This is a genomic window from Comamonas sediminis (assembly GCF_041107495.1).
Taxonomy (GTDB): Bacteria; Pseudomonadota; Gammaproteobacteria; order Burkholderiales; family Burkholderiaceae_C; genus Comamonas; species Comamonas sediminis.
Genome location: NZ_JBGBDC010000007.1, coordinates 54,370 through 79,559 on the forward strand (window position 1 = coordinate 54,370; position 25,190 = coordinate 79,559).

A 25,190-nucleotide genomic window follows, 5' to 3' on the forward strand; every position below is an offset into this window, starting at 1 on the left:
ACAGATGTGAACCAAGGCGCAGTGGCTGTGCCGCAGCGCCTTTGGCGACAGGAGTGTGGTGATGAGTGAGAGAAACAAGAACGAGCAGCAAAAGGCCCAGGCCACTCGGGTCTTCAGCGACCGGGGCAAGAAGCGCATTGCTGCCACGGTGATGTGGGCCCATGTGCTGACGCAAGCCAGCCTGGGTGTGCTCTCGCCCGCGTATGCGCAAACACCACCGCAGCCGCCTGCGCCTGCCCTTCCTGCGATGGCGCCAATTGCCGATCCGCGCGCGCCCATGGCGTTTCAGCCCGGTGTCGAGTCGCTGTCCAGCGGTGCGTCCCTCATCAACATCACCACGCCCAATGCGGCCGGCCTGTCACTCAACCAGTACCAGCGCTTTGATGTGCCGCAAGCCGGTGTGGTGCTCAACAACAGCCAGATTGGCGGCACGCCGCTGCTGGGTGGCAGGGCGGGCGCCAACCCAAATTTGAGCAATGGCACGGCCAACACCATCGTCAACGAGGTCACGGTCCAAGGCAGCCCCAGCCAGATCAACGGCACCGTCGAAGTGTTCGGCAACCCTGCGGCGGTGATCATCGCCAATCCCAGCGGCATCAGCTGCAATGGCTGCGGTGTCGTCAATACACCGCGCCTCTCGTTCAGCACCGGCAGCATCACCTTGCAGGATGTCAACGGCGCCTCCAGCAATTTTGATCTGGCCTCGGGCATTGGCTACAACGTGCAAGGCGGCCAGGTCAGCATCGATGGGCGGGGTGTGGAAGGCACCGTCGGCCAGATCGATCTGGTGGGCGAGCTGCTGCGCATCAACGGACCTTTGCGCGCGCACTACCTGAACCCGGGACTCTCCAGCATCAACCTGAGGGCCGGCAAATCGCCCAACGCCGCCACGCAGACGGCCGATGCCAATGCATTGATCGCTGGCACCGCTGCCGCACCAGGCACCACCGTGGCCATTGATGCCAGCGCCCTGGGTGCGATGACGGCTGGCCGCATCACCGTGGTCTCCACCGATGCCGGCATGGGTGTCAACCTGCGCGGCCCCCTGCTGGCCTACCAGGAGGATGTCGACATCCGCAGCGCGGGCCGGATCAACACCGGCGATGTCGCAGCCTCGCGCAACATCCGCATCAATGCCGATGGCTTTGTGGTGGCAGGCGGCAACGTAGCGGCCAATGAGCAGCTGCAAGTCAGCGGTAACGAAGGCGTCTTGCTCGCCGGGCCAGCACGGGGCAACCAGCAGATTGCGCTGAGCAGCAGCCAGGGCAGCGTCAGCGCCCAAGGCCCTCTGGTCACCGCAGGCGATCTGAAGGTGCAGGCTGCGCAGGCGGTGCGCCTCGAGTCTCGCACCGAGGCCAGCCAGATTGCGGGCAACACCCAGCTGCGCGGCAACACGGTCAGCGTGGCCGGCGCCTTCCAGGGCGGTGGCGATGTCAGCATCCAGGCGCGCGATGGCGCGTCCATCGCGGGCGACGCCACCATTGGCGGCAACCTGCAGATGCAGACGGGGGGCGATGCTGCGCTGTTCGGCCGTGTTCAGGTCAACCGCGATGCGCAGGTCACGGCGTCCAACGTGCGCAGCTCCGGCGAACTCACCGTGGGCCAGAACATGCAGCTGTCCGGCGTGCAAAGCGTCGACCTGCAAGGCAACACCACTGTGGGCCAGCGCCTGCAGGTCGATGGCGGCGAAGTCACCCTGGGTGGCGACATCGACGCCGGCCAAACGGATGTGACGGCCCAGCAATTGAACCTGGGCGGCGCGGACGGCAACCTCAATGCGCGTGGTGACTTGAATCTGAATGTCAGCCAGTCCTTCCACAACACCGGCCAGGTCAATGTCTCGGGCAGCTTCGGGCTCAACACCGGCGGTGATGCGCGCTTTGATGGCGCAGTAAGCACCGGCGGGGGCTTTGGCGTCAACGCGGGTGGCGACATCGCCATCAACAACACCGTCAATAGCGGCGGCAGCATCAACCTGAATGCAGGCAACCACCTGCAGGTGGGCAATACCTTGACTGCCGGTGGCGGTATCAATGGCACCGCGGGCGGCAATATCACGCTCAATGGGCAGGCCAACTCGGCCGGCTCACAAAACTGGCGCGCACAGGGCGACTTCAGCGCCACGCAAGGCCTGCAGGGCAACAACGTCAGCATCCAGGGCCACAACGTCAACGTGGCGGGCCCGGTGCTGGGCCAAGGCGCCGTCACCATTGCTGCAACTGACCAGCTGCAGCTGGGCAGCGAGGTGCGTGCCAACGGCAATGTGGCGCTCTCCAGCAGCCAAGGCGGCATCAGCGCGCAAGATGTGTTCTCCAATGGCTCCGTCAGCCTGCAAAGCCAGACCCATACCGAGGTGCAAAACGTGCAGGCCGGTGGCGATGTCTCCATCACCGCCACGGCCGGCCCCGTCACGGCGCAGTCCTTGTTGGCAGCGCGCGATCTGTCGGTCAACGCCCAAGACCGCATCCATGTCGCGGGCGACCTGGGTGCGGGCCGCAACGTGGCCGTTGCATCCAGCCAGGCGGATGTGCAACTGGCCAATGCCTCGGCAGGCGGCAACCTCAGCCTCAACGCAGCGCAGTCGCTGCAAGTGGCTGGTGGCGCCAGTGCCGGCGGCAACGCCACGCTGACCTCGCAAAACGCTGGTGTCAGCGCCCAATCGCTGCTCGCCCACGGCGATATCAACACCCAGGCCGCAGGCGACATCGCCATTGCCGGTGAAGTGGCATCGGGCGGAAGTGCCCGCTTGGCCAGCACCGGCGGCAAGGTCGATGTAGGCGGCGCTGTGTATGGCGCGCAAGGCGCCACCGTGCAGGGCAGCACCGTCACCTTGGGCCAGGGTCTGCAATCGGGCGGAGCGGCCACCATCACGGCCAGCACAGGCGACATCACCAGCGGCGCGGGCATCGCGTCCGTGAGTGATCTCACCCTGCAGTCGGAAGGCGCTACCCAGGTGGCAGGCTCCTTGCAATCCGCAGGCCAGGTGGCGTTGCAAAGCGGTGGCGACACCCGCATCAACGGCGACCTGATTGCCGAGCAAGGCCTGCAAGCCCAAGTGGGTGGCAGTCTCACTGCCAACACCGTGGCATCGGGTGGCAACGCCAGCCTGGCTGCGGGCAACATTGATGTGCAAGATGTGCAGGTCACTGGCGCAGCCCAGCTGCAAGCCCAGCAAGACATTCGCATTGCCCAGAACCTGATGGCCAGCGCCATCACCACCGAATCGGTGGCGGGCAACACGACCGTGGGCGGCCAGGTGGGCACCGCTGGCGCATTGGATATGCGCGCAGGCGGCAATATTGCGGCCGGCCAGGTGGTGGCAGGTGTGGCGGGCGGCGCCTTGGCGTCGATTGATGCGGACGGCTCCGTGCAACTGGCCAGCCTGCAAACCGGTGGCGACTACGTAGGCCGTGCGGGCCAGGACCATGCGGTCAGCGGCGAGATGGCCGTGCAAGGCCATGCCGATGTGCTGGCGGGTGGCAACATCCAGGCCGGGTCGCTGGCAGCAGGCGCGGGCCTGCAGGCGCAAGCCGGTGGCGATATTGTGGTGGATGGCGATGCACTGGTCATCGGCAACGCCCAACTGCAAAGCGCAGGCGCGCAGCGCGTGGCGGGCAACCTGCAGGTCACCGACCAGCTTGTGGCCAATGCACAAGGCGGCCTGCAAGTAGGCGGCGATCTGCTGGCCAACAACGGCATGCAGATCAGCAGCACGGCAGGCGCGCTGCAAGTGGGTGGCATGCTGGGCACCCAGGGCCATGCCCTGGTCGATGCGCAGCAAGGCATTCAGGTGGGCGGCCATGTGCTGGCCCAGTCGGTAGATTTGCGCAGCAGCGCCGGCGCCATTGCACTCGGCGGTCAACTCGCCACCCAAGGCGATGCCAGCTTGCAGGCGCAGCAAGACATCGCTATTGCCGGTCCTGCGGCCATCATGGGCAACCTGCAAGCCAGCAGCAATGCAGGCAGCATCAGCTTTGAGGACCAGCTGCAGGTGGCTGGCGACTTCAGCGGCCATGCGCACAAGGATCTGAACTTTCTGGGCGACAGTCTGCTGCTCGGCCAGGCCGATCTGAAGGCCGATACCGGCCACATCCTGAACCAGGGCAACATGACCTTTGGCCAGGCGGTGAATATCGACACGACGGGCGATCTGGTCAACGAAGGCACGCTGCAATCGCAGGGCGACATCAGCATCCGCGCCCGCAATATCGACAGCAACCTGGCCAGCCAGGGCGGCATTGCCACCGCTGGCACTTTGGATCTGCAGGCCTCGGGCGGCACGCGCCTGGGCCAGCGCGGCACCTTGAGCGCTGCGCAGGACATCCGCCTGCAATCGGCATCGGGCACGCAATCGGCGGGCACCATCCAGGCCGGGCAAGACCTGCACTACGCAGGCGGCACCCTGTCCAACAGCGGCACCGTGGTGGCGCAGAACGCCAGCATTGATGCAGGCCTGGCCAACCAGGGTAACGTCTACATCCAAAACCAGCTGGGCGTGACCGGCAGCAGCAGCAACAGCGGGGAGATTGCCGCCAACACGCTGACCATGGCCGCGTTGGACAACAGCGGCAAAGTCGGCGCGCAAAGCGCATCGCTGGGCAGCACCAGCAATGCCGGCGAAATCACTGCCAACAGCATCGACATCAGCGGTGGGCTCAGCAACAGCGGCGCTGTCAGCGCGGGCAGCAGCCTCACGGTGGGCGGCGGCAATACCAGCAATGACGGCAGCATCACGGGCGGCACGGTGTCCATCTCGGGCGGCAGCATCAGCAATGGCGGCCAGATCCAGTCATCGGGTGCCATGCAGATCAGCGGTGGCTCGTTTGAGAACCGCCTGCAAGAGAGCAAGAGCTGCGCGCTGCCCGGTGGCTGCAGCACCCCCGATAGCTATGAGTACAGCCAGAAGCCTGGCACGGTGTCTGCCGGCACCACGCTCAGCATCAATACGGGCACCACCCACAACCAAGGTGTCATCCATGCGGGCACTGACATCACCATCAACAGCGCGCTGAACAACGAGCGCAGCACCAACGACCCCTACACCTCGGGCGGTGCCGGCGGCGCAGCTGTCTCGGGCATCATCTCGGCAGGCGGTAACCTGACAGTGACTGGCGCATCGCTGCAAAACAGCGGCCAGCTGCAAGCGGCCGATGCGGTGCAGATCACCACCACCGGCGCCTTTGCCAACACCGCGCCCAGCGCCGATGTGGCAGGCAAGGTGCTGGGCCAAAGCGTGCAGATCACCGCAGGCTCGGTCAGCAACGATGGCACGTTGCTGGCCCAGGCCGGCAATGTGCAGATCACCACCACCAGCGGCGCCATTGCCAACCAGGGCAGCATCGTCGCCAGCGGCGATCTGGCCTTGACCGCAGCGGGAGCGGTATCCAACGGTAAGGACGGCAAGCTGCTGGCCGAGAACATCGCCATCAAGGGCGAGTCGTTCAGCAACGCGGGCATTGTCTACGGCCAAAACGGTCCCCCCAGCACCATCAGCATCGAGACCACCGGAGGCTTCAGCAATGCCGCCACCGGCGTGGTGATTGCCGGAGAAAACCTCGACATCCAGGCCGGCGGCTACAGCAACGCCGGCGGCACCGTGGGCAGCTTGCAAGATGCCAGCCTCACGATGGCTGGCACCTATGCCCCCGCCGGCAATGCGCTGGTGGCCCTGGGTAGCTTGGACCTGAACGTGGGCGGTATCTCCGTGGGCGCGGGCGAAAGCTGGAACGTCGCCAGCCAGGACGTGCGCTGGACCGGCACCTTGCACAACCAGGGCACGGTGGCTATCGCCGGCAATGCCGATGGCAGTATCCGCAACGAAGCCACGGGCACGCGCGACCGCGCAGGTACGCCAGACATCAGCCAGGGCGCCTATGCAGTGGATGCACCACCGGCGGGCCTGACGGGTGCGCAGGTGATCAGCTACACCGATGTGGCCAACCGCGCGCAGCTCTACATTGGCGGCACCTTCACGGGCCATCTGGACAATATCGCCTCCGATGCGCAGGTGAGCGGTACCTTCTCCGCCAACCAGCTCAACATCGACCAGACCGTGGTGTGGGAGGGCCAGGACGCCAACGGCGATACCGTGCAGATGACGGGCACCTCTATCTCCAAGCCGCGCGTAGATACCAGCGGTGGTGCCACCGAACTGACCTTGACCGGTCCGGACATCGGCACCATCGTGGGCGACAGCCTCATCATCAACGGTGGTGACATCACCATCAAACCACCGATTGACCCGGCTACCGGTTTGCCGCTGATCACCGATGCGCAAAACACGCAGGTGGATGCGGGCAATGCCCAGGCGGGTGAGGGCTCAGGCACGACCACCGGCGTCATCAAGCCCCTGGCGGTAGAGAACGCCCAGGCCATCAAGTACAGCGATGGCGAGGGCACTGACACCAGCGGTGCAGGTGCGGGCGCTGGCAACAACGCGGGCGCAGGCGATACCGGCTCTGCCGGCACGCCGGTGGCAGGCAATGGGGATGGCCCCGCGCCCACCACGCCAGAGCGCGGCCTGAACCTCCGTGACCCCATCTTCCAAACCCCGCAAGGCGCGGTGGCCGTGCTGATGGGCGCGGGCTTTAGCCCCCAATGGAGCGACTGGAGCCAGCTGCGCGTGGTGCCCGGCGGCCTCAGCGCCAATGACCTGCAGCTCAACCTGAGCGGCCAGTTCATCAACCACGGCCGGCTCGATGTCACCAACCAGCTGATCATCAATGCCGCGCAGGGTATCGACAACTTTGGCGCCAGCATCAGCGCAGGCGGCACCGCCAGCCTCAACGGCAAGTACCTGAACAACGACAACGGCCTGATCCAGGCCGGCACCCTGGTCACCGACATCCAGGGCGACATCAGCAACAACCGGGGCCGCATCGTTGCCAGCAACGGCGGCTTCTTGAAGGCGGATGGCAATATCTCGGCGACCGAAGGCCAGTTCATCAGCGATGCCGGCAAGTTTGTGCTGGATGCCGGTGGCGATGTGGACCTGATCGCCAGCAAGGTGGTGGGTAAACAGGGCGTGGGCATCAATGCAGGCGGCAACGTCAACCTGGGTGTCAAGCAGACGACTCAGACCACCCAAGCCGATAAAAACAGCCGTGAGTACCAGGCCTGGAACAACAGCGCCACGGGCAGCGATACCTTTGTAGAAGGCATCGCCGTTATCGACAGCCGCCAGACCAGCGCCAGCACTGCCACCACCAGCGTGGGCACCACCATTGACAGTGCGGACGGCAGTGTTGCCATTGCAGCCGGCGGCAAGCTCGCCATCACCGGCGGCAGCATCAACGCCGGCCAGGATGTGCTGCTGCGAGGCGCCGAGGTGACGGTGCGCGCCGCGCGCGACACCACCGTGACCGAGCAGGCGCAAAGCCGCACGGTAGACGGCCGCGTGACCGATAGCCAGACCAGCACCACGAACAGCGAAAGCTACAGTGGGGGCACGGTGACGGCGGGCGGCAAGGTGGCGGTGATTGCCAATACTGCCGAGGGCGATACCAGCAAGGGCAGTGGCAATGTGCTGCTGGCGGGTAGCCGGATTGAAGGCAAGCAGGGCGTGACCGTATCGGCCAGCGGCAAGGTGGATCTGCAGGCGCTGCAAGCGACCAGCACCACCACCAGCAGCGGCCAGCAAGGCAACTTTGTCATCACCCAAACGGCGAGCCAAAGCACGGCAGTCACCCAGCACAGCGCGGCGGTATCGAGCAGCGAGGGTGACGTCAAGATCGTTGCCAAGGGCGATGTGAACGTTATCGGCTCCAATGTGTCGGCCAAGCAAGACCTGGTCTTGCTGGGCAACAACGTCACGGTCGAATCCAGCAAGGAGCGGGTTACCACCAGCGACGAGGCGCACCGCAAGGGCTATGACCACGCACGCCAAACCAGCCAGGAAACCTTGGCTGGTGGCGAGATCAGCGCCGGGCGCAACATCGTCATCAGCGCCACCGGCAAACCCCAGCCTGTGGCAGAAAACCCCAGCACCGGCACTGGCGAGGCGGGCGACCCGATTGCTAAGAAGCCCACCGTGGTGGACAGAAGCGCGGGCGACGGCAACATCAACCTCAAGGGTGCCACCGTGGTGGCCCTGGGCGATGTGTCGCTGATTGCCGGAAACAACATCAACGTGCTGGACCAGCACACTGAAAGCCACGAGTTTGAGGCCGAGTACAAAAAGACCAGCGGCTTCTTGAGCAAGAAGACCAGTACCTCGCAATCGATCACCGACACCGTCGCCACGGTCGGCTCGCAGGTCAGCGGCAAGAACGTGCTGCTGCAAGCCGGCCAGGTGGGCGAAGACGGCAAGCTGGTCGCGGGCAGCGGCGATATCAGGATCCAGGGCTCCGACATCAGTGCCAGCGACAAGGCCACCTTGAACGCTGGCCGCGACATCCTCATCGTGCCCGGCCAGGGCAGCCTGCAAGAGTCGCATGAAGAGACGCACAAGCGCTCGGGCCTGTCAGCCAGTTTCATGTCTGGCGTGTCGGTAGGTACCAGCAGCGCCAAGGGCACGGGCAGCTCCAGCCAGACCATCAACGTGGGCTCGCGCATCCAGGGTGGCGACATCCAGATGCAAGCCGGGCGCGATGCCACCATCCAGGCGAGCCAGGTGATTGCCGACCGGGACATCGATGTCAAGGCCGGGCGCAACATCAACATCACCGCTGCGCGTGATACCCAGAACAGTGAGTACACATCGAGCAGCCGTAGCAGCGGCATTGGCCTGTTGCCAGGCTTGTCTGCCAATTTCACGCTGCTCAGCCACACGACTACCGATCAAAACGGCAAGGACCGGCTGGGCGTAGGCACCACCAGCGTGTTGAGCGCCAACGAAGGCAACCTGACCCTGCGCGCCGGCACCGACGAGCAGTACAAAGGCACCGGCCAAGGCAATGTGACTACCCAAGGCGCCGACCTGTTGGCCAAGGAGCGCGTCAGCATCAGCGGCAATGCGGTAGACCTGCAGGCCGTAGAGACCACGCACGAGAGCGAAGACCATCTGCGCAGCAAGAGCCTGGTGGTGGGCGCACGCCCTGCGGGCATGCTGGGCGCGGTCATCAACACGGCTGATGCAGCGCTGCAAAGCGCCCGCAGCGGCTCCGAGCGCCTGGCAGGGGCCAACGCCCTCAAAGCTGGTTATGACGCCTACAAGTACAGCTTGAACGGCGCAAACAGCGAGCGGGATGCCGCGCAAGCGGTGATCGATAGGGGCGGCGACGGCAAAGCGATCGATCCCAATGCCACCCGCTTTGGCGTGAGCGTCTCGCTCAGCTATAGCGAAAGCCGCCAGGACAGCAGCCAAAGCAGCACCACGCAGCGCGGCACCAACGTCCAGGCGTCCAACATCGACATCACTGCCAACGAAGGCGACATCACCACCCACGGTGCCAAGCTGCAGGCAGAGAACATTGCGCTCGATGCCGCCAAGAACATCCACCTGCTGGCCGTTCAAAACACCCAAGCGGTGCAAAGCAGCAGCAGCAGCTCGGGCGGCGGCCTGGGTGTAACGGTGGCGCTGGGCGAGCAAAGCGGGGTGAGCTTCCAGGCCAACTACGGCCAATCGCGCAACCGTGGCAATGGCACGGAGACCGTAAACGACAACACGCAAATCATTGCCGGCAACCGCCTGAGCATCAAATCGGGTGGCGACACGGAACTGCGCGGCGCGCAAGTGGCGGGCAAGCAAGTGTCGGTCGATGTGGGGGGCAACCTCACCATCGAAACCTTGCAAGACAAGACCACCTACGAGATGCAGCAAAGCAGCTCGGGCTTTAACGTCAGCCTGTGCATACCGCCCATCTGCTATGGCAACCCAGTGACCGGCAGCGTCAACGTCAGCCGCACCGAGCTGAACCACAACTACCAAAGCGCGGTGGGGCAAAGCGGTATCTCCGCCGGTGAAGGTGGCTACGACATCAAGGTAGGCGGCAACACCCACCTGATTGGTGGCGCCATCACCAGCACTGCAGAGCCGGACAAAAACCAGCTGCAAACACAAAGCCTGACCTTTAGCGACCTGACCAATACGCAGGACACCCATGTCAGCGCCAGCAGCATCGGCCTGAGCTATGGCGGCGGCAGTGCGCTGGCCACCGCTGCAGCCAACGCCACCAGCAACCTGCTGGGCGGCACCGCTGCCTTGGCTGGCCTGCCAGAAGCGGGCAGCGACCGCAGCCAAACCCAAAGCGTTATCAGCCCCGGCAAGGTCACCATCACCGGCCAAGACGCCGATGGCAGCAGTGCCCAGGCAGTGGCCACGTTGACGCAGCGCGACCCGGAGACGGCAGACCAGGGCCTGACCAACCGCCTGACCTTGGTGCAAGCCCAGCAGATCGAGGCGAATCAGAGGGAGGCGCAGGAGAACCTGCTGATCGCCAACCAGGTGGGCTCGGTGCTCACCGGCGCGGTTGGGGATATCTCTGCAGGCAAATGGGAAGACGGCGCACCCGAGAAAGTGGCATTGCACGCCATGGTGGGCGCGGCAGTCGTTGCGCTAGGCGGCGGTAATGCAGGCGTTGGCTTGCTGACGGGCGCAGCGAATGAGTTGGCCGTGGGCGTGATGGGCGATTATCTGGAGGACTTAGGCTATGTGAGAGGCACACCTGAGTTCAACGAGCTGATGAAGTTGGGCTCTGCGGTGCTGGGCACCGTGGTGAGCCGCACCGCTGGTGGTGATGCACAGACCACGGCGGCATCCGGACAGTTGGCTAGGGATGCGACTGAAAATAATTATCTTAAACACGACGAGCGTAAGAAGAGAAATGAATCAGAAAGCGAATGCTATAACGGTGGAAGCGATAGTGCATGCAGTGACTTAGCCAAGTGGAACAACTTAAATGCGTCACGAGATAAGGATATCAATAATTTAGCTGCGAACTGCACTGGAGATTGTTGGCAAGTCGTTAGTTATCTAGAAGGGGAGTTGAAGTCGCTTGGTTGTACCGGCCCTCAGGTCTGTGACGATGAAATCCTAAACGCAGCTAAACATTCGGCTTTATTAAAAGCAGAAGCGCTTTCTCCGGGATTTGGACCAGACGAAGCTGCCCTTTTGCTTTACGGGCTAGTGAGAGGGGCGATTCAGGTCGTTGCCGGAGCAAGAGGTGCAGGCAAGATTGTGGTAAATCGAGAGGTTGCTGGAAACGGTGAAGGACTATTCACAAATGTAGAGCGCATTCCTTATACGCCAACTGGACCTACCTTAGGACAATCTTTTGATTTCTCATGCGCGGCAGCTAGTTGCAGAATGGCTGCTAATCTAGCAGATACACCTGAAGCCTATATCAGAAGTGCCATATTGACTGATAGCAGCGGAACTTCGCTTGCAAACATTCCAGCGGGGTTGAAAAATCTAGGATTCAATGGCAAAGCAGAATACTCTGCATTCTCGACAGTTGAATCTATCTCTGCTTCTGCAAGAAATGGAGCATCTGTGATCGTCAACGTAAGAACTGAAACCGGGGGGATTCATGCCATAGTCGTAGACTCGGTGAAGGGAGGGATGGCTAATATACGTGACCCTTGGCCGCTGGGAACAGGGTCAAGCTATTCTATTCCTGCCGAAGCCTTAAGAAATGTTCTCACCGGTAAGAGTGTTGTGATTCGTCCCTAGATATGAAATTGATTTTGGAGAGTATATTGTGCAGAAAAAATGTGATATATACCTTTGTTGTGCAGTGAAAAATGAAAAATTGAGATTTATCAACCTGTTTGATAAAAATTTTGTATTCGACGAAAATAAATATTATGAAGGATTTTTAAGTATAAATGTAGATAGAGTCAAATTAATCCCAGTAATATTGGATTTAAGACGTGAGGGAATTACCTGTTTCAGTGCCCCAGTTGATTATAGAGATGGGGCCACTATTGCGCGAGAGGTCGCTTTAGGTCTAGCTAAAAAGTATGCCTCTTCACTAAACTCAAGCGTTAAATTTTCATTTGATGAGTTTAGGGTGCCACCTGTTATTTGGGTTTTTGATCTGGTTCCTAACTCTTTTCAGGGGGACGTCGCTGGAGGTCTAGCAATGGTTGACAAGCTAGACGGTCACATATGGACCACTTCCGAGTACGAGGAATATATGTACGATTACAACAATATGCTATGAATGCTATGATATTTACGCGCTGAACTCAGCCTGAAAATTGATGCTGCGGATAACAACATCAAGTAGGTAGCCAGCTTGGGTAAAAGCAATCTCGCATTTTTGTACGATAAAACGCAAAATACCGAGTACTGAGACGCTTATCAACAGCTTCAGGCTGCCGCCTCAGGGAACGAATTTGCTGATGCAATGATGTTCGGGAGCGCTGTCAATCGGAAGCCTTCTTCCGGCAAAGGCGGTGTCAAAAAGCCTGCTCAGGTGGCTGAGGAGGGAGCAGCTCCAGTAGCTAGCAATGGAAGCTCCAGCAAGGTTGAGGATGCGGCAGTTCCAGTAGCTAACAACGGAAGCACCAGCAAGGTTGAAGATGAGATCGCAGCTCTGCGTCGGATTCGTGAAAATCCAAATGGACCGGTTCTGAATGACAAGGCGCCTAATGCGAATTTGGATAAATCAAATCAACGAGCTGAAGAAAGAGAAATAAATAATGATGTATTGGATGAGAGGAGGGTTGGGCAAGGTGAAAAGGCAAAGGAAGTGGAAACAAAGTTGATCAGCGCTCTAACCAGCAAGTTATCGACGATAACGGAAAACCAATTCCAATATATGACTCCAAACCAAATGGTCCTTATGCTAATCAAGAATTTCCTCATAATCCTGTCGCGCATGGTTTCCCAAATATTGTTGATAATTATGCCAATGATGCGACTAAGTTTCCATTGAATAATGGTTCTCTCTTATATCAAGTCAGCGGCTCATATAATGGTGTTCCCGGAAGATTTGAGTGGATAGTCGATCCTAATTTGGGTGGAGTTACTCATAGAATGTTTGTGGCAAATGGGTCTATTAACGGAATACCGATAAAACCATGATGAAAATTATTTACGAACGAATCAGTAAATACGGCTTAGTTGATTGGGCCGTAGTGCGCCAAGGAGTTGTTGGTATACCTAGTCAATTAGACCGTCTCCCTTCTTCTTGCGTAGAAAATTATGCTCTTTTAAAAATTGAAGAAGTTTCGATAGACCATCCTTTGTTCCATCTGATCGCTAATTTATCAGACAGCAGAAATTTATCTACTTCGGAAATAATTTCTCAGCTGGAGCAAATTTGTAATGTCCAGAGTTTGAATATGGAAAGAGCAATGCGAATATGGCGCGCCGTGGCCGTGGAAGAAGTCATTGAGGATCTAGATTCTTCTCCAGTGTATGGTTTGATAAAAATTTCAGAATTTTGGTCTAGCTGGGGATGGCCATCGGATGTTCCATCTTCAATAAATATACATTTAAATAATTTGCCTGAGCATGATTACCACTCCGACGTGAATTATAAGAAAGTCATTAGAGAGCATGTCGATTGGATAAAAATTGAACTGACTGCCTTGAAAAATTCAAGCGATTCAGCTGAAAATTGAAATTTTATAATGTGCGTAAGCTTTAAATGATCAAAGAAAATGAGTCAGCATATATGGACAAATTTTGATGAGAGCATTGATCTGGATAATAGATTTTGGATAACAAATAGATTTGTTTTTAATAATATATTTAATCGTACTAAGGCAGTGTTTAGACCTCCGGAGTTAGTGTGCCAAGAAGCTTGCTACCAAGAATGGGGAATTGAAGGCCTTGAGCTGAGTTACGCTGATAAGGATTACTTTAATATTTTCTGCGCTCGCTGCGAAGAGGCATTCAATAAATATCCAGATGAAAAGGCGATATGAAAATTCGGGCGAAGACCGACGCGGAACATATGAGCATGTTGCATGGGAATGGACGGAAATACTAAATCGATTGAGGCTTGATGTCAGATACGATCCTGTGTGGATTGCTGAATATATTATTAAAAATCCATAGATATATTGATTAAATTCAATTGCGGTTCACGACTCTTCTAGCATAAATGTGGTGATTAGATGAATGAAATTATTATTAAAGGAATTGATTTTGGTTCAATAGATCTTGATCGTTTCATTCCTGAAAATCCACGTAATTTTTGCCTCTGGCTGACTTTGTCGATTGGTCTAAAAGATTCAGATGGGTCGCATTTATTTCAAGTAGGCGTTTGTACAGTTGCATGGCTTTCGCACAAAATTTCCGCTGAGCATATATTTTCTTTGAGAAATATGATTCTTGTTGAAGAATTTGATTTTCAACTTATAAAGAAAAAGCTATTTGAAATTGTTGCAGATTCTCAAAGGTCAAGCTGGGATGAATCGGTTCAAGCTTTATCACGGCATTTTTCTTGGGAGTTCGAGAATTAAAAGCTGTAAGTTTGCTAGAGCTAATAATTTTTATTGGTAATCTATTTTGCTCAAAATTGATCCAAGAGTCTATGAGATTGAATATAAATCTTCCAGATAATTTCTTTGCTAAGAAAACAGCTGGCTTAACTGATGTGCCTTGTGTTTGCAAGGTAATGATTAACGGCGACTTTTATCTAACTTTTAGTGAGCCAATATTTGAAGCTTCTGGATTTATTAATGAATTTGACAATCGCGATATAAATGCCAGATTTCCTGTTTTTGGTGGGGGTTCGGTTGCGCAACACTGCAATGCAATGATTCAACTGCAGGATAGAGGTAAAGATCAGTACGATGTTTTAAGTCTGAAATTTTTTGATAATTCCGAAGGTTGGGTTGTTTTGATAGAGCGTGGAATGTTTGTACCTATAGATGAAAATAAATATGAAGGATATTGAAAAGTGAGGCTTTTAAGGGGTGATGTGAATTGCATCGACTGAGTATCGATTGCCACCATCGTCAGCTAAAAGTGGTGCCGGCACAAATCGAAGTGTTGTGGATTCTCGAACTAGTGCCACATATCTGACTTGGACCCACTACGGTGATGCTGGTGAGTCTGCTTTAGTAAAGATACGGTGAATCATGAATTCTTTTAATTACGATAAAATAATTAACGAAATTGATGGTTTTGATGCGGAGATCTCAAGATTAAGGTCTGATGGGGTTTTTATAGTTGAATTCCCTATGCAATTAAGTACTAAAAATGAGATATTTGAATTTGTAAAAACAGAGTTTCCATTAGATCCTTTAATCAAAGGTGGAAAAAATTGGGATGCTCTTGCAGATTCTATTGGTGGTGGGCTTGAAAAATTCCGCACCAATGGAATAGTGGCGGTGATGAAATATGATGCGAACAATAGCTGTCAATCGTCCAGCTCAACAATTGAATTCATTGATATTTTGTTTCAGATAAGAAATGAACAAATCCCAGATGATATGAAGATTTATCTTTACTTGCCCAATGGCTTTGTTGAATAAATGAATTTCTTTCGCTGAAAAATGAGTGTAAATATAGATAATGGATCTAAACATCAACTTTCCGAGTGATCTGTTTGCTTTAGAAACTATTCAATTGATTGATCCTCACCAGAAATTAGATGGAGTTAGAGTATTCGCTGTCGATTAATGATTTGTTTGCGATGTTCTACAAATTTTGATCGGTATATTGGCGGTCTGCCAAGTGAAAGTACTGGCAAACTGCTTGCCCTCTGATACAGTAATTTGGCTGGCATGGCAGTCTTTTATTTTCTGAAAACGTATAACAAATATTGGCGTGCAAATAAATGGCTACCTCTGTCTGCAAAATTGAAGATATTTTCGAGAGCTTAATTGCTAAAGAATCGATATTTCGGTCCTCGCTCCTAGGTTGCAATAGCGATGAAATCAATTTTGTGGAAAAACATTTTGAATGTGTATTGCCCGCTGAATATCGTTGTTTTTTACATATAGCGGGCAGAGCGGCAGGGAAAATTTTCCAAGGGACTGATATTTTTTATCCGCGAATTTTAGAGCTTAAAGATGAAGCTCAAGTGCTATTAGTGGAGCTAGATGTTGCTCATCTTCTTCCTGCAGATGCAAAGATTTTCTGCATGCATCAAGGCTATGAGATCAATTATTTCCTTCCTGGCTCAAATGATCCTCCTATCTTCCAGTTTTTTGAAGGTCAGTCATCAGTATCACAACCTTGGGCCAGTTTTTCAGAATATTTTAGAACTTCGATAGAAGATCATTTGACGCAATGGCTGGATCTAAACAAGGAAGGAACATGGAAATAATAATCTATGGCGAAGAAGTTAAAACTCCACATGATTTTCATCATGCTTTTTCCTCAGTTTTAGGGATTGAACGTGTATATGGAAATAATTTGCATGCGCTTTGGGACGTTTTGAGTGCTGGAGTTGAGCGTCCAGTTATTTTGAAATGGAAAAATTCCGCAATTTCCAAATCAAATTTAGGAGAAAATTTTGAGGAAATTGTTGAGGTGCTTCATCGAGTCGAAAGGCAAGATAAACAGTTTGGATGGGTGGATAAATTTTCATTTACTCTTGAGTAAACGAAATTTATTAAACTGATCGCTCAATGTCAATTGATTTGGTCTGGCTGGGTATGGTTGCCATTGATGTAGAGAAAGAGGGCTTGATAACCTCTTTGTCAATGGTCTGAATCTTGCGTCATTGCTTGCCGCCATCAATAGCAGTTCTACGTTTACCGCATCCTTGCTGAGCGGCGCAAAAAAATGATTCTAGAGTCTGAAGGTAAGTCTGCGATTAGTAACCCAAAGGCCTCTCAAATCCGAACGGCCTTAGGTTCGCTGCGAAGCTATGGTCCTCATTCGTATGCATCGGTTACAGACGAGGCGAACAATTATCTGCAAGTCGCAGGAGGTGGGGCTTCATGTCTGTTGGAGCTCTATCGAGCAAATACGGGCGAAAGATTCCGTGCATATGGGAACGTTAAGAATAAAGCTTTCCCAGATGGAACTTTATTGATTTTTCGCGCAGGTCAGATCCCTATGATGGCTGATGAATGGATGAAAATCGACAAAGTAATTGAGGCGTTCAACTGTTTTTTAGAAAATAAGGAGTTGCCATCCGATATTAATTGGAGACTATTGCCCGGGTTTTAATTTCTATATTTCAACAATTTAAGTATTGGCAATGGATCTAAATATCAAACTTCCAACTAATTTGTTTGCTATCGATACTATAGGGCTTAGAGATATTCCGTGCGTATGTAAAGTAATGCTCGATGGAGATTTTTATGTAATCTTTAATGAGCCATTATTTGACGCATCAGGATTCATGAGTGAATTTGATAAAAAGGAGATTGATTCGAGATTTCCTGTTCTAACAGGCGGTTCAGTCACTCAATATTGCAATGCCGCAATTAGTGTGGAGCGAATTAATGATGATAAATATCATGTTGTAAGTTTAAAATTCTTTCATAGTTTAGATGGCTGGATTAGTTTGATTGAGTATGGTGATTTTTTCCCGCAAGGTGAAAGTAAATACGATGGCTACTAATATTCATCTCCTGGGGAAATCACTTCTGTGTGCATAGTGAATTGCTGAGTTTTAAGCACATGACTTTTAAAAATACAGAAGAAAACTTAGTTTTATTTTGAATGAGGTAGAAAGCCAACGCGAAATTTCTAAATCATTTCCTGAGCATATGCTGGGATTTGATGAAACTATCGCAAGGATTCATGAATATATAGAAGAAGCGGGAGAGTATGCTTTAGCGTATGAGCTAATGGTAATTCTACTTGAAACTTATGAATTTACTATTTCTGGATGGGGAGCTGTAAAGCTCTTGGAATTGGGCTTAATGATGAAGTTCAAGACTACTAGAGAGATCGATAGTCGATTCAATTTCGAAAATTGCTGAGGACAAGCTTATTTTTAAAAGACCCAGGTGCAGAGATTAAGCTACGCTTAGCTATTATGGATATAGATGAATTTGAAATTAACGTCATGCTTCTTGCCTTGAGAGGGAGTGATGATTGGGTCGTAAAAATGCGAAGTCAAATTTCGCATCTGAAATTCTCAAAAAGAGAACACTTCAATTGCGGATTTGTCACGTCCTTCAACCATTCTTCTAAGGCTGAATCTGTTGTTATCCCTCGTGATGAGACTGGGCTGCCAGTGAGCGGCTATCCACCTGCAATAAATGCAAGGCGCCGACACCCCGTTGACGGGTTGGTCAGCTTTCTAGTCTGGGTCGGACAAGATGGGGTGATTGACAGACTTGAAGCTGTTTCATTAACGGATGACAGGTGGCCAGAAGATATATTTGATGGGTTTTATGATTTCCAAGATGACTTTGGATGTATCGTTCAGGTCACTGCCGACAACAAATAATTGCAATAAATCAAGATTTATTCGAATAGATCTGTTTTCAGCTAGTTACGCCTAATTCTTAGTAGCTAACGCTTGAGCATCTTTGGGCTAAGCATCACTTCTTTGAAACTGCTTATGGTCTCTCTGTAGACAATTATTTTTAATAGCGGTTTATTGCGCCTGATCGATAGATATTTTTAATTAAAAATTAAAATCCGTGAGTATGGGTAAATCAACCAAGTTTAGAAAATGATCAAAGTAAACAAGATTTTTATTGGCGCCATCGCCAGCGCCGCCCTGTTAGCGGGCTGCAAAACCACCCCCAAGGCACCTCCGGGTCCCCTGAAGGTCACCTACTCCAAAGCGCCGTATGCAGCACCCAGGCTCAAAGAAACGCCGACGGAAGTGCGGATCGTGCGGCGAGAGGAAACAAGCGCTGCCGTTGCGGCGCAGGTAGGGGTGCATCTGCTGATGGCTGCGTTGGGTGGTGGCGCGGCAATCAATACCTTCAACAAGGAAGACCTCAAGGGCGTCCCTATAGAGGATGTGGTTGACCGCCAATATTTGAACAACCCGGTGCCGACGAGCTTTGTTCAGTCGCTGCAAGAAGCGGTTGATGCATCTATTGCCGAGAACCCATGGGCGCAGCAGAAAAGCTTTAGCTATCCACTGGTGGTAGGGGGCGGCTCCGCGCAGCTGATCTATGACAACTTGATGGGTACCGACGACGCGAACTACCAGCTGGTGTTGGATCTGGATGTGTCCAAGAAGCGTGAAGCAGGCAAGCGCAAAAACCTCCCCGTCGTTCAGTGCAGCGGCCGCTCCGAGCCCGCGCAACCTCTGGCCTATTGGGCCGAAGACTCTTACCGCAACGTGCAGCAAGAGCTGAACCGCATGTTGGCCGACTGCCAAGCCAAGGTGCTGGCGGATCTGCCCAACCTGTTAGAGCAGTAATTCCCTGAGACCTGAAAAGATCCCTGTCCCTGCCAGCACGCTGGCTGGGTTTTTAGTGCGTTAGTGTTGAAAAGGATAGTTGGATGAAGAAGCATTCCTTGGCCTGGTTGGCCCCTGTACCGGTAGCGGTGTCCCTGTTGATGGTGAGCGGCGCGCAAGCGGCCGAGCGCAGTTTTACCCCGCAGGCGGGCACCTGGGTGGTGACCAGCGAAGTCAATGGCAAGCCGGGCCGTGGCCTGGCCATTGATGTGCAGGAGGACACGTTCTTCATGCAGGTCTACAACTACCAGGCCAATGGCGAGGCAACCTTCCACACGGCACTTGGCGTAATGCAGGGTAATACGGTGACGGCGCCGCTGACCTACTACGCAGGCGGCCGCTACTTTGGCAGCGAGGCGCGCACGGCCGATGAAGCTGGCCAGGCCGGCAATGTGACGATCACCTTCGAGAACGGCCTGAAGGGCACGGTGCAGTTCCCCGGCGAGGCACCGGTGGTCATTGAGCGCTTTGTGGCGGGCGACTCTGCCGATGCCTTCAAACCCCAGAACGCAGCCTTGATGCAGGGCGGGCAAAACGCGGTGTGGGCCACCATCGATGGCACGAACCTGCATGAGGTGTGGCAAAGCAATCTGGTGCAAGCGGGCGCCGGCTACCGGCTGACCTTGCGCCCGTTCAGCCAGGTCATTGCGCCACCGTTTACCGTTATCCGTGAGCTCAACTACGACTGCCAGCGTGCCAGCCAGGGCGCTGCTGGTTTTGACTGCACGCAAGACGCTTCGCAAGCGGATTTGGACTACCTGCCCAAGCTGAGCTTTCGCTATGCCGCTGCCGATGTAACGGGCACGGCTGTGGCCAGCGAGGCATCGGGCAAGGAGCTGAAACTGGTGGGCCACCTGCTGGCCAATGGCACGGTGCCCAGCGCCAATGCGGCCGAATGCCAGCCTGCGCTGCAAACCTTTGTGCCGGGCAACAGCTGCAATGCCTCGCGTATTCCCGTCAACGGCACCTGGGTGGTGGCCGATGAGCTCAATGGCAAGCCAGGCCGTGGCATCAGCATGGACGTGCAAAACGGCGTGGCCGTGCTGCAGATTTTTGACTACCTGAGCACCGGTGCATCTACCTTCCACATGGGCTCGGGCGCTTATGGCCAATCTGCGATGGATATCGGCCTGTTCCAGTACGCAGGCGGCCGCTACTTTGGCGGCCCCGCCCGCACCGGCCACGAAGTGCAGGATGCTGGCGCGGCCTACATCGATCTGCAGCAGGCCGATTCGCTGGTCGAAGGCACCATCCAGTTCCCCCGCGAGGCGCCCAAAAAAATCATCCGCATGGACCTGACCGGCCACGGCAGCGCTGCGGAATCGCTGCTGGGCTACTGGCAGTTGTCGATGAGCAAGGGCAACCTGCGCGTCAACACCCGCGCCACCCTGGACCGCATCACCGATGGCGTCGCCACCAACAGCACGGGCAGCGTACGTTGCCAGTTCGTATCCGTTGCTGAGCGGCGCGCTACCTGCGGCTTCTACACCGTCGGTGCAGCACCGCAAGAGATGGCCAGCACCACCTTCTTCTACAACGGCCACTCGCCTGCCACGGGCAGCGTGATGAAGATCAAGGACAGCAAGGGCAATGTGCTGGGGCTGTGATGTTGAGGAGGTTGGCGGGGTGCTTTAAAACGGGCACCTGCCAACGGCATTCGCCGCGTCGCCTGCTGCCAACCGGCAGTAAAGGGGGCGCAGCGGATGTCGATACGTTCAATGATCGCTAGGCGAAATCTCGCACCAGCCAACCACCAAAGCGCGCCTGCTTATCACGCTGGGCGACTTATCGACTGCTGAGGAAATATGTTCGTAGGTATTGATTTAGGCACCACCCATAGCCTGGTGGCGGTGTGGCAAGACGGCAAAGCCAGGCTGGTGCCCAATGCCCTGGGGCAGGTGTTGACGCCTTCGGTGGTGAGTGTGGACAAGGACGGCAGCCTGCTGGTGGGTGAGCCCGCACGCGAGCGCTTGCAAAGCCATCCGCAGCAGAGTGCTGCGGTGTTCAAGCGCGATATGGGAACGGCACGGGTGTTTCGCCTGGGAGCGCATGCGATGCGCGCCGAAGAGCTGTCGGCCCTGGTGCTGCGCTCGCTCAAGGCTGATGCAGAGGCGGAGCTGGGTGCGGTCATTAACGATGTGGTGATAACAGTGCCAGCCTATTTCTCGGATGTGCAGCGCCATGCCACCCGGTCGGCGGGGCTGCTGGCGGGCTTTACCGATATCACCTTGCTGAACGAGCCGACAGCGGCTGCTCTGGCCTATGGCTTGCACCAGAGCGAAGGGCGGTTTTTGGTGTTTGACCTGGGCGGCGGCACCTTTGATGTATCGGTGCTGGAGCTGTTTGATGGCGTGATGGAAGTGCGCGCCACCGCAGGCGACAACCGCCTGGGGGGTGAGGATGTGGATGTGCTGATGGTGCGGCGTTTTGTGCAGCACCTGGGCCTGACGGAAGAGCAGGCGCAGCAGCCCATGACCGCTGCGCGGCTGCAGCGCGCGGCCGAGGCGACCAAGCGCAGCTTGGCCGTGCAGGAAGAGGCCCTGATGCGCATCGAGCTGGACGGCAAGCCGCTGGCAATGACGTGGACAGCGCAGGATCTGGAAGCCGTGCTGGAACCCCTGATGGAGCGCATGCGCCAGCCGGTAGAGCGCGCACTGCGAGATTCAAGAATCCGCCCGCAGGAGCTGGATGCCGTGGTAATGGCTGGTGGCAGCACGCGCCTGGTAGCCGTGCGGCAATTGGTGACCCGCCTGTTTGGGCGCTTTCCGCAAACCGCTCTGGACCCGGACCAGGCCGTGGCGCTGGGCGCAGCGGTGCAAGCGGCACTGCGAGGGCGGGATGCAGCATTGACCGAGCGGGTGATGACCGATGTGTGCCCTTATACGCTGGGTGTGCATGTTTCTAAGCAACTGGCAGATGGGCGCAGGCAGGAAGGCTTTATGTCGCCCGTGCTGGAGCGTAACACCATCATCCCAGCCAGCCGGGTAGAGCGCTTCTATCCCAGCACGCCAGACCAGCGGCATTTGCACCTAGAGATCTATCAAGGCGAGGCCCGCCGGGTGCAGGACAACATTGCGCTGGGCAAGCTGGAAATGCCTTTGCCAGACCGTAGCGATGATGATGGTTTTGCGACCGATGTGCGCTTTACGCTGGATGCCAATGGTTTGTTGGAGGTGGAGGCCGTATTACTGCGGCATGGCGAGCCCCAAGGTATTGCCCGGCAGTTGGTAATTGAGGCTTCGGCGGAGCGCCTTTCGCCTGAGGAACTGGCAAAAAGCCTGGATCGCATGAAAGCGCTCAAACTCCATCCCCGTGATCGCTTGGAAGTGCGCGCACTGATCGCAAGAGCGGAACGCCACCATACACAGCTGTTGGGCATATGGCGCAGCCTGCTGGCAGATGCGATTACGGAATTTGAGGCCGCGTTGGATACGCAGGATGATCGTAAGTTTGCCCAGCCGCGTAAGGAGCTGCAAGAGCTTCTGGCGCGCATTGAGGCAGAGCATTACCTGCTGGATACGGAATAGTCATGAATCTGCAGGAAGTGTTTGCACAATTAGGGTTGCCCATAGACGCCGATGAGCGGGCGGTGCGCCGAGCTTATGCACGCCAGCTCAAAGACATTGACCAACTGGCGCAGCCCGAGGCATTCATCGCACTGCGCAGTGCTTACGAGCAGGCCATGGCCTATGCGCGAAGCAATGCAGCATTGGATCACCCTGATTCGGAGCCTGATAAGACGGAGGCGCAGCAACTACGTTTGGAACCGCTGCAACCTGTGCAACCGTTGAACTTGCGAGACGAGGCGTCACCAGTTGGCAATACAGAGCTGCATGAACACAACAGTGCTGACCCAAGCCCTGAAACCGATACGGAGCCGAACTCTGAGCCAGGACCACAGCCAGAGCCAAAGCTATTGGTGATGAGCCCTATGGCTGTTGCAGAGCAGCTGTTGGATGCATGGCAATGGGAGTTTTCTCCAAATAACATGGAAGCGGCGCAGGCAGAGCTGCAGAGGCTGATGGCCAGCCCGATGCTGGAGAGCTTGGAGAACCGCGAGGCCTTTGAGATGGAGTTGGCGCTGCGCATTGAAGCCGGAACGTTAGGTGCGCGACGCAGTGCGCTGTTAATTGCGGCGGACAACCTGTTTGACTGGCGGCGAAAGGGTGTGCCAGGAGAGTCGCTTGAATATATTCTCGACGGATTTGCTGCGTTAGAACCCAAGCAGCGAGAGCTGGTAATTGCATTGTTAGGTGAGCCTGACCCCTGGGCTGCGCGAATGCAAATGGTGACGCCGTTCACCCTGGAATCGTTTGAGCAGCAGTTGCCCAATTGGCTTGCGTGGTGGCTGCCCGAGGGACACACAGAGCGTTGGTTTTCAGTATGGGCAGCTTTACCTGCATGGAAGCGGTTAAAAGAAGGCTTCCGCTTGGCGCCAGAGCAAGCGGGGGAAGATGCCTTTTCTTTTTGGGCTCAGATGGCTTTTATTGTCTTGCTGATCGTGGGCGGAATTTTTGCCTATCACTGGATTTCTGTGAGTGACCAACGAAGGCAAGAAGCTGGGTTGGACAAGGCGTGTTCGCAGAAGTTGGCCTTGTTCCGTTCATCTGCTTGGCAGGACCTACCTGCACCAAACCTTCGTGACTATTTCCAGTGCGCCGGTAGCGCTGGCTTTCCTATGAATGCAGATATCCGAGGCTGGGAGCAGGCATTGCGCATTGCCAACGTGTTGGCTCCAGTGCGTGATCATCGCCAGGAGGGACCTCCAGTGCTGTTGTACGACGATCTTTTGCTGAACTTGTCCGATGGCCGAGCCTTTGGCTTTGTTCGGTCTTACCCATTACCGCCCTATTGCGTGCAGCTACGTAGCTTCGCAGTTCGTAATCAATGGCTGCAGGTGGGCGATATCACATCAGCCAAGGCTTTCGTGGAGGAGCTGGCATGGTGCGATGCGCAGAAGACCGAGGACGACACCGGAAACCTTAAGACTGGCGATCGAGTGAGTGTGTTCGACCGGAATATCGATTCGAAAGTTTTAGGATATCTACTGCGCCATGTAGACGTTTGGCCTGATGCCAAGAAGCCAACAATTCCCTTGGATGTATTGATGAACGAAGCCAAGCTCCCGGATTACAACTGGCGGTTGCCGCCTGATGTGGACGGAGGCCATGTGGAGTGTCCGCATGACGTACCCTGCCAACAATCCGACATGTCTTTGTCGCGTTCTCCGGTACATACAGAGGAAAGAAGAAAGTAGGAATCCAAACAGATTTCTACTTCATTTACTTACTAGGAGGTTCTATGGGTATTGCCCAGTCAGGGGTGGCATTTCGGCCCACAAATCCGATTCAAGACATTCAAGCTTTCATCTCGCAACTCTTTGGTCAGAGCGCTGTTGAAATCCCTCATCCAAACAGAGGCGAATTTGACATCCGAAATCAAGGCGATGTCATGGTGGAGTTGTTTGACGATGTTTGCTTTATAAGCAATGGTGATCTTGTTTGGGAACTGCTTGCAGACCCAAATGCAGATATGCAGCCGCTTTCCAGGCGGCTTGGCAGCCCAGCCTATCTCTTAGCTTTCTGTCACTACGACTCTGGCGGAAGTTTTGGCTATGCAGTGATGGAAAATGGCGTCCGAACTCGCACCAGATTGCAGACAACCGACATTGCGGAGCTTCCACCACTCATTGAAAGTGGCGAACCACAACAGTTTGAGTCTGCATGGCTGTCAGCAACGTCTTATCTTGAAGAGGATGAGGACAGTCCACCTGAAGAGTGGGAAAGAGTCTATCGCTTAGGAGATCAAGAGGTCACTGAAGATTGGCTCACTGCACACATGTTGGGTGAAGGACTAGAAGCGAACTTTGGCGTCTGCCCTTGGACTACAGATGCCACCCCGACCTGCCATTTCTTTCAGTTGCACTCAAAGTAGTAGTCATGGTGGGTGTGCGTTGTTGCT

The 25,190-nt window shown here is 55.2% G+C and carries 19 protein-coding genes; all 19 read left to right on the forward strand.

Annotated elements, in window-relative coordinates; genetic code table 11:
• The first annotated feature begins 61 nt into the window (after window positions 1–61).
• The gene (locus AB7A72_RS16320) at window positions 62–11,611 is read left to right on the forward strand and encodes a hemagglutinin repeat-containing protein (RefSeq protein ID WP_369460583.1); all 11,550 of its coding nucleotides are present in this window, start codon (window positions 62–64) and stop codon (window positions 11,609–11,611) included.
• Between the two features lie 28 nt (window positions 11,612–11,639).
• A complete protein-coding gene (locus AB7A72_RS16325) occupies window positions 11,640–12,104 on the forward strand; it encodes a hypothetical protein (RefSeq protein ID WP_369460584.1) in 465 nt (154 codons plus the stop codon).
• A gap of 186 nt (window positions 12,105–12,290) precedes the next feature.
• Window positions 12,291–12,821, forward strand: a complete 531-nt coding sequence (locus AB7A72_RS16330) for a hypothetical protein (protein ID WP_369460585.1) — start codon at window positions 12,291–12,293, stop codon at window positions 12,819–12,821.
• Window positions 12,822–12,966: 145 nt separating this feature from the next.
• Window positions 12,967–13,512 (forward strand): DUF2247 family protein, encoded by a 546-nt coding sequence (locus tag AB7A72_RS16335; protein WP_369460586.1) that lies wholly within the window; start codon window positions 12,967–12,969, stop codon window positions 13,510–13,512.
• A gap of 39 nt (window positions 13,513–13,551) precedes the next feature.
• Window positions 13,552–13,818, forward strand: a complete 267-nt coding sequence (locus AB7A72_RS16340) for a hypothetical protein (protein ID WP_369460587.1) — start codon at window positions 13,552–13,554, stop codon at window positions 13,816–13,818.
• 192 nt (window positions 13,819–14,010) lie between these two features.
• The gene (locus tag AB7A72_RS16345; protein ID WP_369460588.1) at window positions 14,011–14,358 is read left to right on the forward strand and encodes an Imm8 family immunity protein; all 348 of its coding nucleotides are present in this window, start codon (window positions 14,011–14,013) and stop codon (window positions 14,356–14,358) included.
• Window positions 14,340–14,795, forward strand: coding sequence for a hypothetical protein (locus AB7A72_RS16350; protein ID WP_369460589.1), 456 nt, complete (start codon window positions 14,340–14,342; stop codon window positions 14,793–14,795). The genes AB7A72_RS16345 and AB7A72_RS16350 overlap by 19 nt, the downstream gene beginning before the upstream one ends.
• A gap of 184 nt (window positions 14,796–14,979) precedes the next feature.
• Complete coding sequence (locus tag AB7A72_RS16355; protein ID WP_369460590.1) at window positions 14,980–15,375, forward strand: hypothetical protein; 396 nt, start codon at window positions 14,980–14,982, stop codon at window positions 15,373–15,375.
• Between the two features lie 305 nt (window positions 15,376–15,680).
• Entirely contained in the window at window positions 15,681–16,172 is a 492-nt protein-coding gene (locus tag AB7A72_RS16360; protein ID WP_369460591.1) for an SMI1/KNR4 family protein, read from the forward strand.
• Window positions 16,163–16,450, forward strand: coding sequence for a barstar family protein (locus AB7A72_RS16365; protein WP_369460592.1), 288 nt, complete (start codon window positions 16,163–16,165; stop codon window positions 16,448–16,450). The genes AB7A72_RS16360 and AB7A72_RS16365 overlap by 10 nt, the downstream gene beginning before the upstream one ends.
• Window positions 16,451–16,633: 183 nt before the next feature.
• Window positions 16,634–17,023 carry a hypothetical protein gene (locus AB7A72_RS16370; protein ID WP_369460593.1) on the forward strand — a complete coding sequence of 130 codons (390 nt, stop codon included), beginning with the start codon at window positions 16,634–16,636 and terminating at the stop codon, window positions 17,021–17,023.
• A gap of 31 nt (window positions 17,024–17,054) precedes the next feature.
• Window positions 17,055–17,420, forward strand: coding sequence for a hypothetical protein (locus AB7A72_RS16375; RefSeq protein ID WP_369460594.1), 366 nt, complete (start codon window positions 17,055–17,057; stop codon window positions 17,418–17,420).
• A gap of 97 nt (window positions 17,421–17,517) precedes the next feature.
• Window positions 17,518–17,784, forward strand: coding sequence for a hypothetical protein (locus tag AB7A72_RS16380; protein ID WP_369460595.1), 267 nt, complete (start codon window positions 17,518–17,520; stop codon window positions 17,782–17,784).
• Window positions 17,785–17,840: 56 nt separating this feature from the next.
• Window positions 17,841–18,257: a hypothetical protein gene (locus AB7A72_RS16385; protein WP_369460596.1), complete on the forward strand. Its 417-nt coding sequence runs from the start codon at window positions 17,841–17,843 to the stop codon at window positions 18,255–18,257.
• A 228-nt stretch (window positions 18,258–18,485) separates the two neighbouring features.
• Window positions 18,486–19,190 (forward strand): hypothetical protein, encoded by a 705-nt coding sequence (locus AB7A72_RS16390; RefSeq protein ID WP_369460597.1) that lies wholly within the window; start codon window positions 18,486–18,488, stop codon window positions 19,188–19,190.
• Between the two features lie 83 nt (window positions 19,191–19,273).
• Window positions 19,274–20,836: a hypothetical protein gene (locus AB7A72_RS16395; protein ID WP_369460598.1), complete on the forward strand. Its 1,563-nt coding sequence runs from the start codon at window positions 19,274–19,276 to the stop codon at window positions 20,834–20,836.
• Window positions 20,837–21,034: 198 nt separating this feature from the next.
• A complete protein-coding gene (locus AB7A72_RS16400; protein WP_369460599.1) occupies window positions 21,035–22,756 on the forward strand; it encodes an Hsp70 family protein in 1,722 nt (573 codons plus the stop codon).
• Window positions 22,757–22,758: 2 nt separating this feature from the next.
• Window positions 22,759–24,486, forward strand: a complete 1,728-nt coding sequence (locus tag AB7A72_RS16405; RefSeq protein ID WP_369460600.1) for a hypothetical protein — start codon at window positions 22,759–22,761, stop codon at window positions 24,484–24,486.
• 44 nt (window positions 24,487–24,530) lie between these two features.
• The gene (locus tag AB7A72_RS16410; RefSeq protein ID WP_369460601.1) at window positions 24,531–25,163 is read left to right on the forward strand and encodes a hypothetical protein; all 633 of its coding nucleotides are present in this window, start codon (window positions 24,531–24,533) and stop codon (window positions 25,161–25,163) included.
• Window positions 25,164–25,190 lie beyond the last annotated feature (27 nt).

Coding starts and splice junctions, on each gene's coding strand:
- AB7A72_RS16320 (WP_369460583.1), top strand. CDS start 62: ATGAGTGAGAGAAACAAGAACGAGCAGCAAAAGGCCCAGGCCACTCGG.
- AB7A72_RS16330 (WP_369460585.1), top strand. CDS start 12,291: ATGATGTTCGGGAGCGCTGTCAATCGGAAGCCTTCTTCCGGCAAAGGC.
- AB7A72_RS16335 (WP_369460586.1), top strand. CDS start 12,967: ATGATGAAAATTATTTACGAACGAATCAGTAAATACGGCTTAGTTGAT.
- AB7A72_RS16340 (WP_369460587.1), top strand. CDS start 13,552: ATGAGTCAGCATATATGGACAAATTTTGATGAGAGCATTGATCTGGAT.
- AB7A72_RS16345 (WP_369460588.1), top strand. CDS start 14,011: ATGAATGAAATTATTATTAAAGGAATTGATTTTGGTTCAATAGATCTT.
- AB7A72_RS16355 (WP_369460590.1), top strand. CDS start 14,980: ATGAATTCTTTTAATTACGATAAAATAATTAACGAAATTGATGGTTTT.
- AB7A72_RS16360 (WP_369460591.1), top strand. CDS start 15,681: ATGGCTACCTCTGTCTGCAAAATTGAAGATATTTTCGAGAGCTTAATT.
- AB7A72_RS16365 (WP_369460592.1), top strand. CDS start 16,163: ATGGAAATAATAATCTATGGCGAAGAAGTTAAAACTCCACATGATTTT.
- AB7A72_RS16370 (WP_369460593.1), top strand. CDS start 16,634: ATGATTCTAGAGTCTGAAGGTAAGTCTGCGATTAGTAACCCAAAGGCC.
- AB7A72_RS16375 (WP_369460594.1), top strand. CDS start 17,055: ATGGATCTAAATATCAAACTTCCAACTAATTTGTTTGCTATCGATACT.
- AB7A72_RS16385 (WP_369460596.1), top strand. CDS start 17,841: ATGGATATAGATGAATTTGAAATTAACGTCATGCTTCTTGCCTTGAGA.
- AB7A72_RS16390 (WP_369460597.1), top strand. CDS start 18,486: ATGATCAAAGTAAACAAGATTTTTATTGGCGCCATCGCCAGCGCCGCC.
- AB7A72_RS16395 (WP_369460598.1), top strand. CDS start 19,274: ATGAAGAAGCATTCCTTGGCCTGGTTGGCCCCTGTACCGGTAGCGGTG.
- AB7A72_RS16400 (WP_369460599.1), top strand. CDS start 21,035: ATGTTCGTAGGTATTGATTTAGGCACCACCCATAGCCTGGTGGCGGTG.
- AB7A72_RS16405 (WP_369460600.1), top strand. CDS start 22,759: ATGAATCTGCAGGAAGTGTTTGCACAATTAGGGTTGCCCATAGACGCC.
- AB7A72_RS16410 (WP_369460601.1), top strand. CDS start 24,531: ATGGGTATTGCCCAGTCAGGGGTGGCATTTCGGCCCACAAATCCGATT.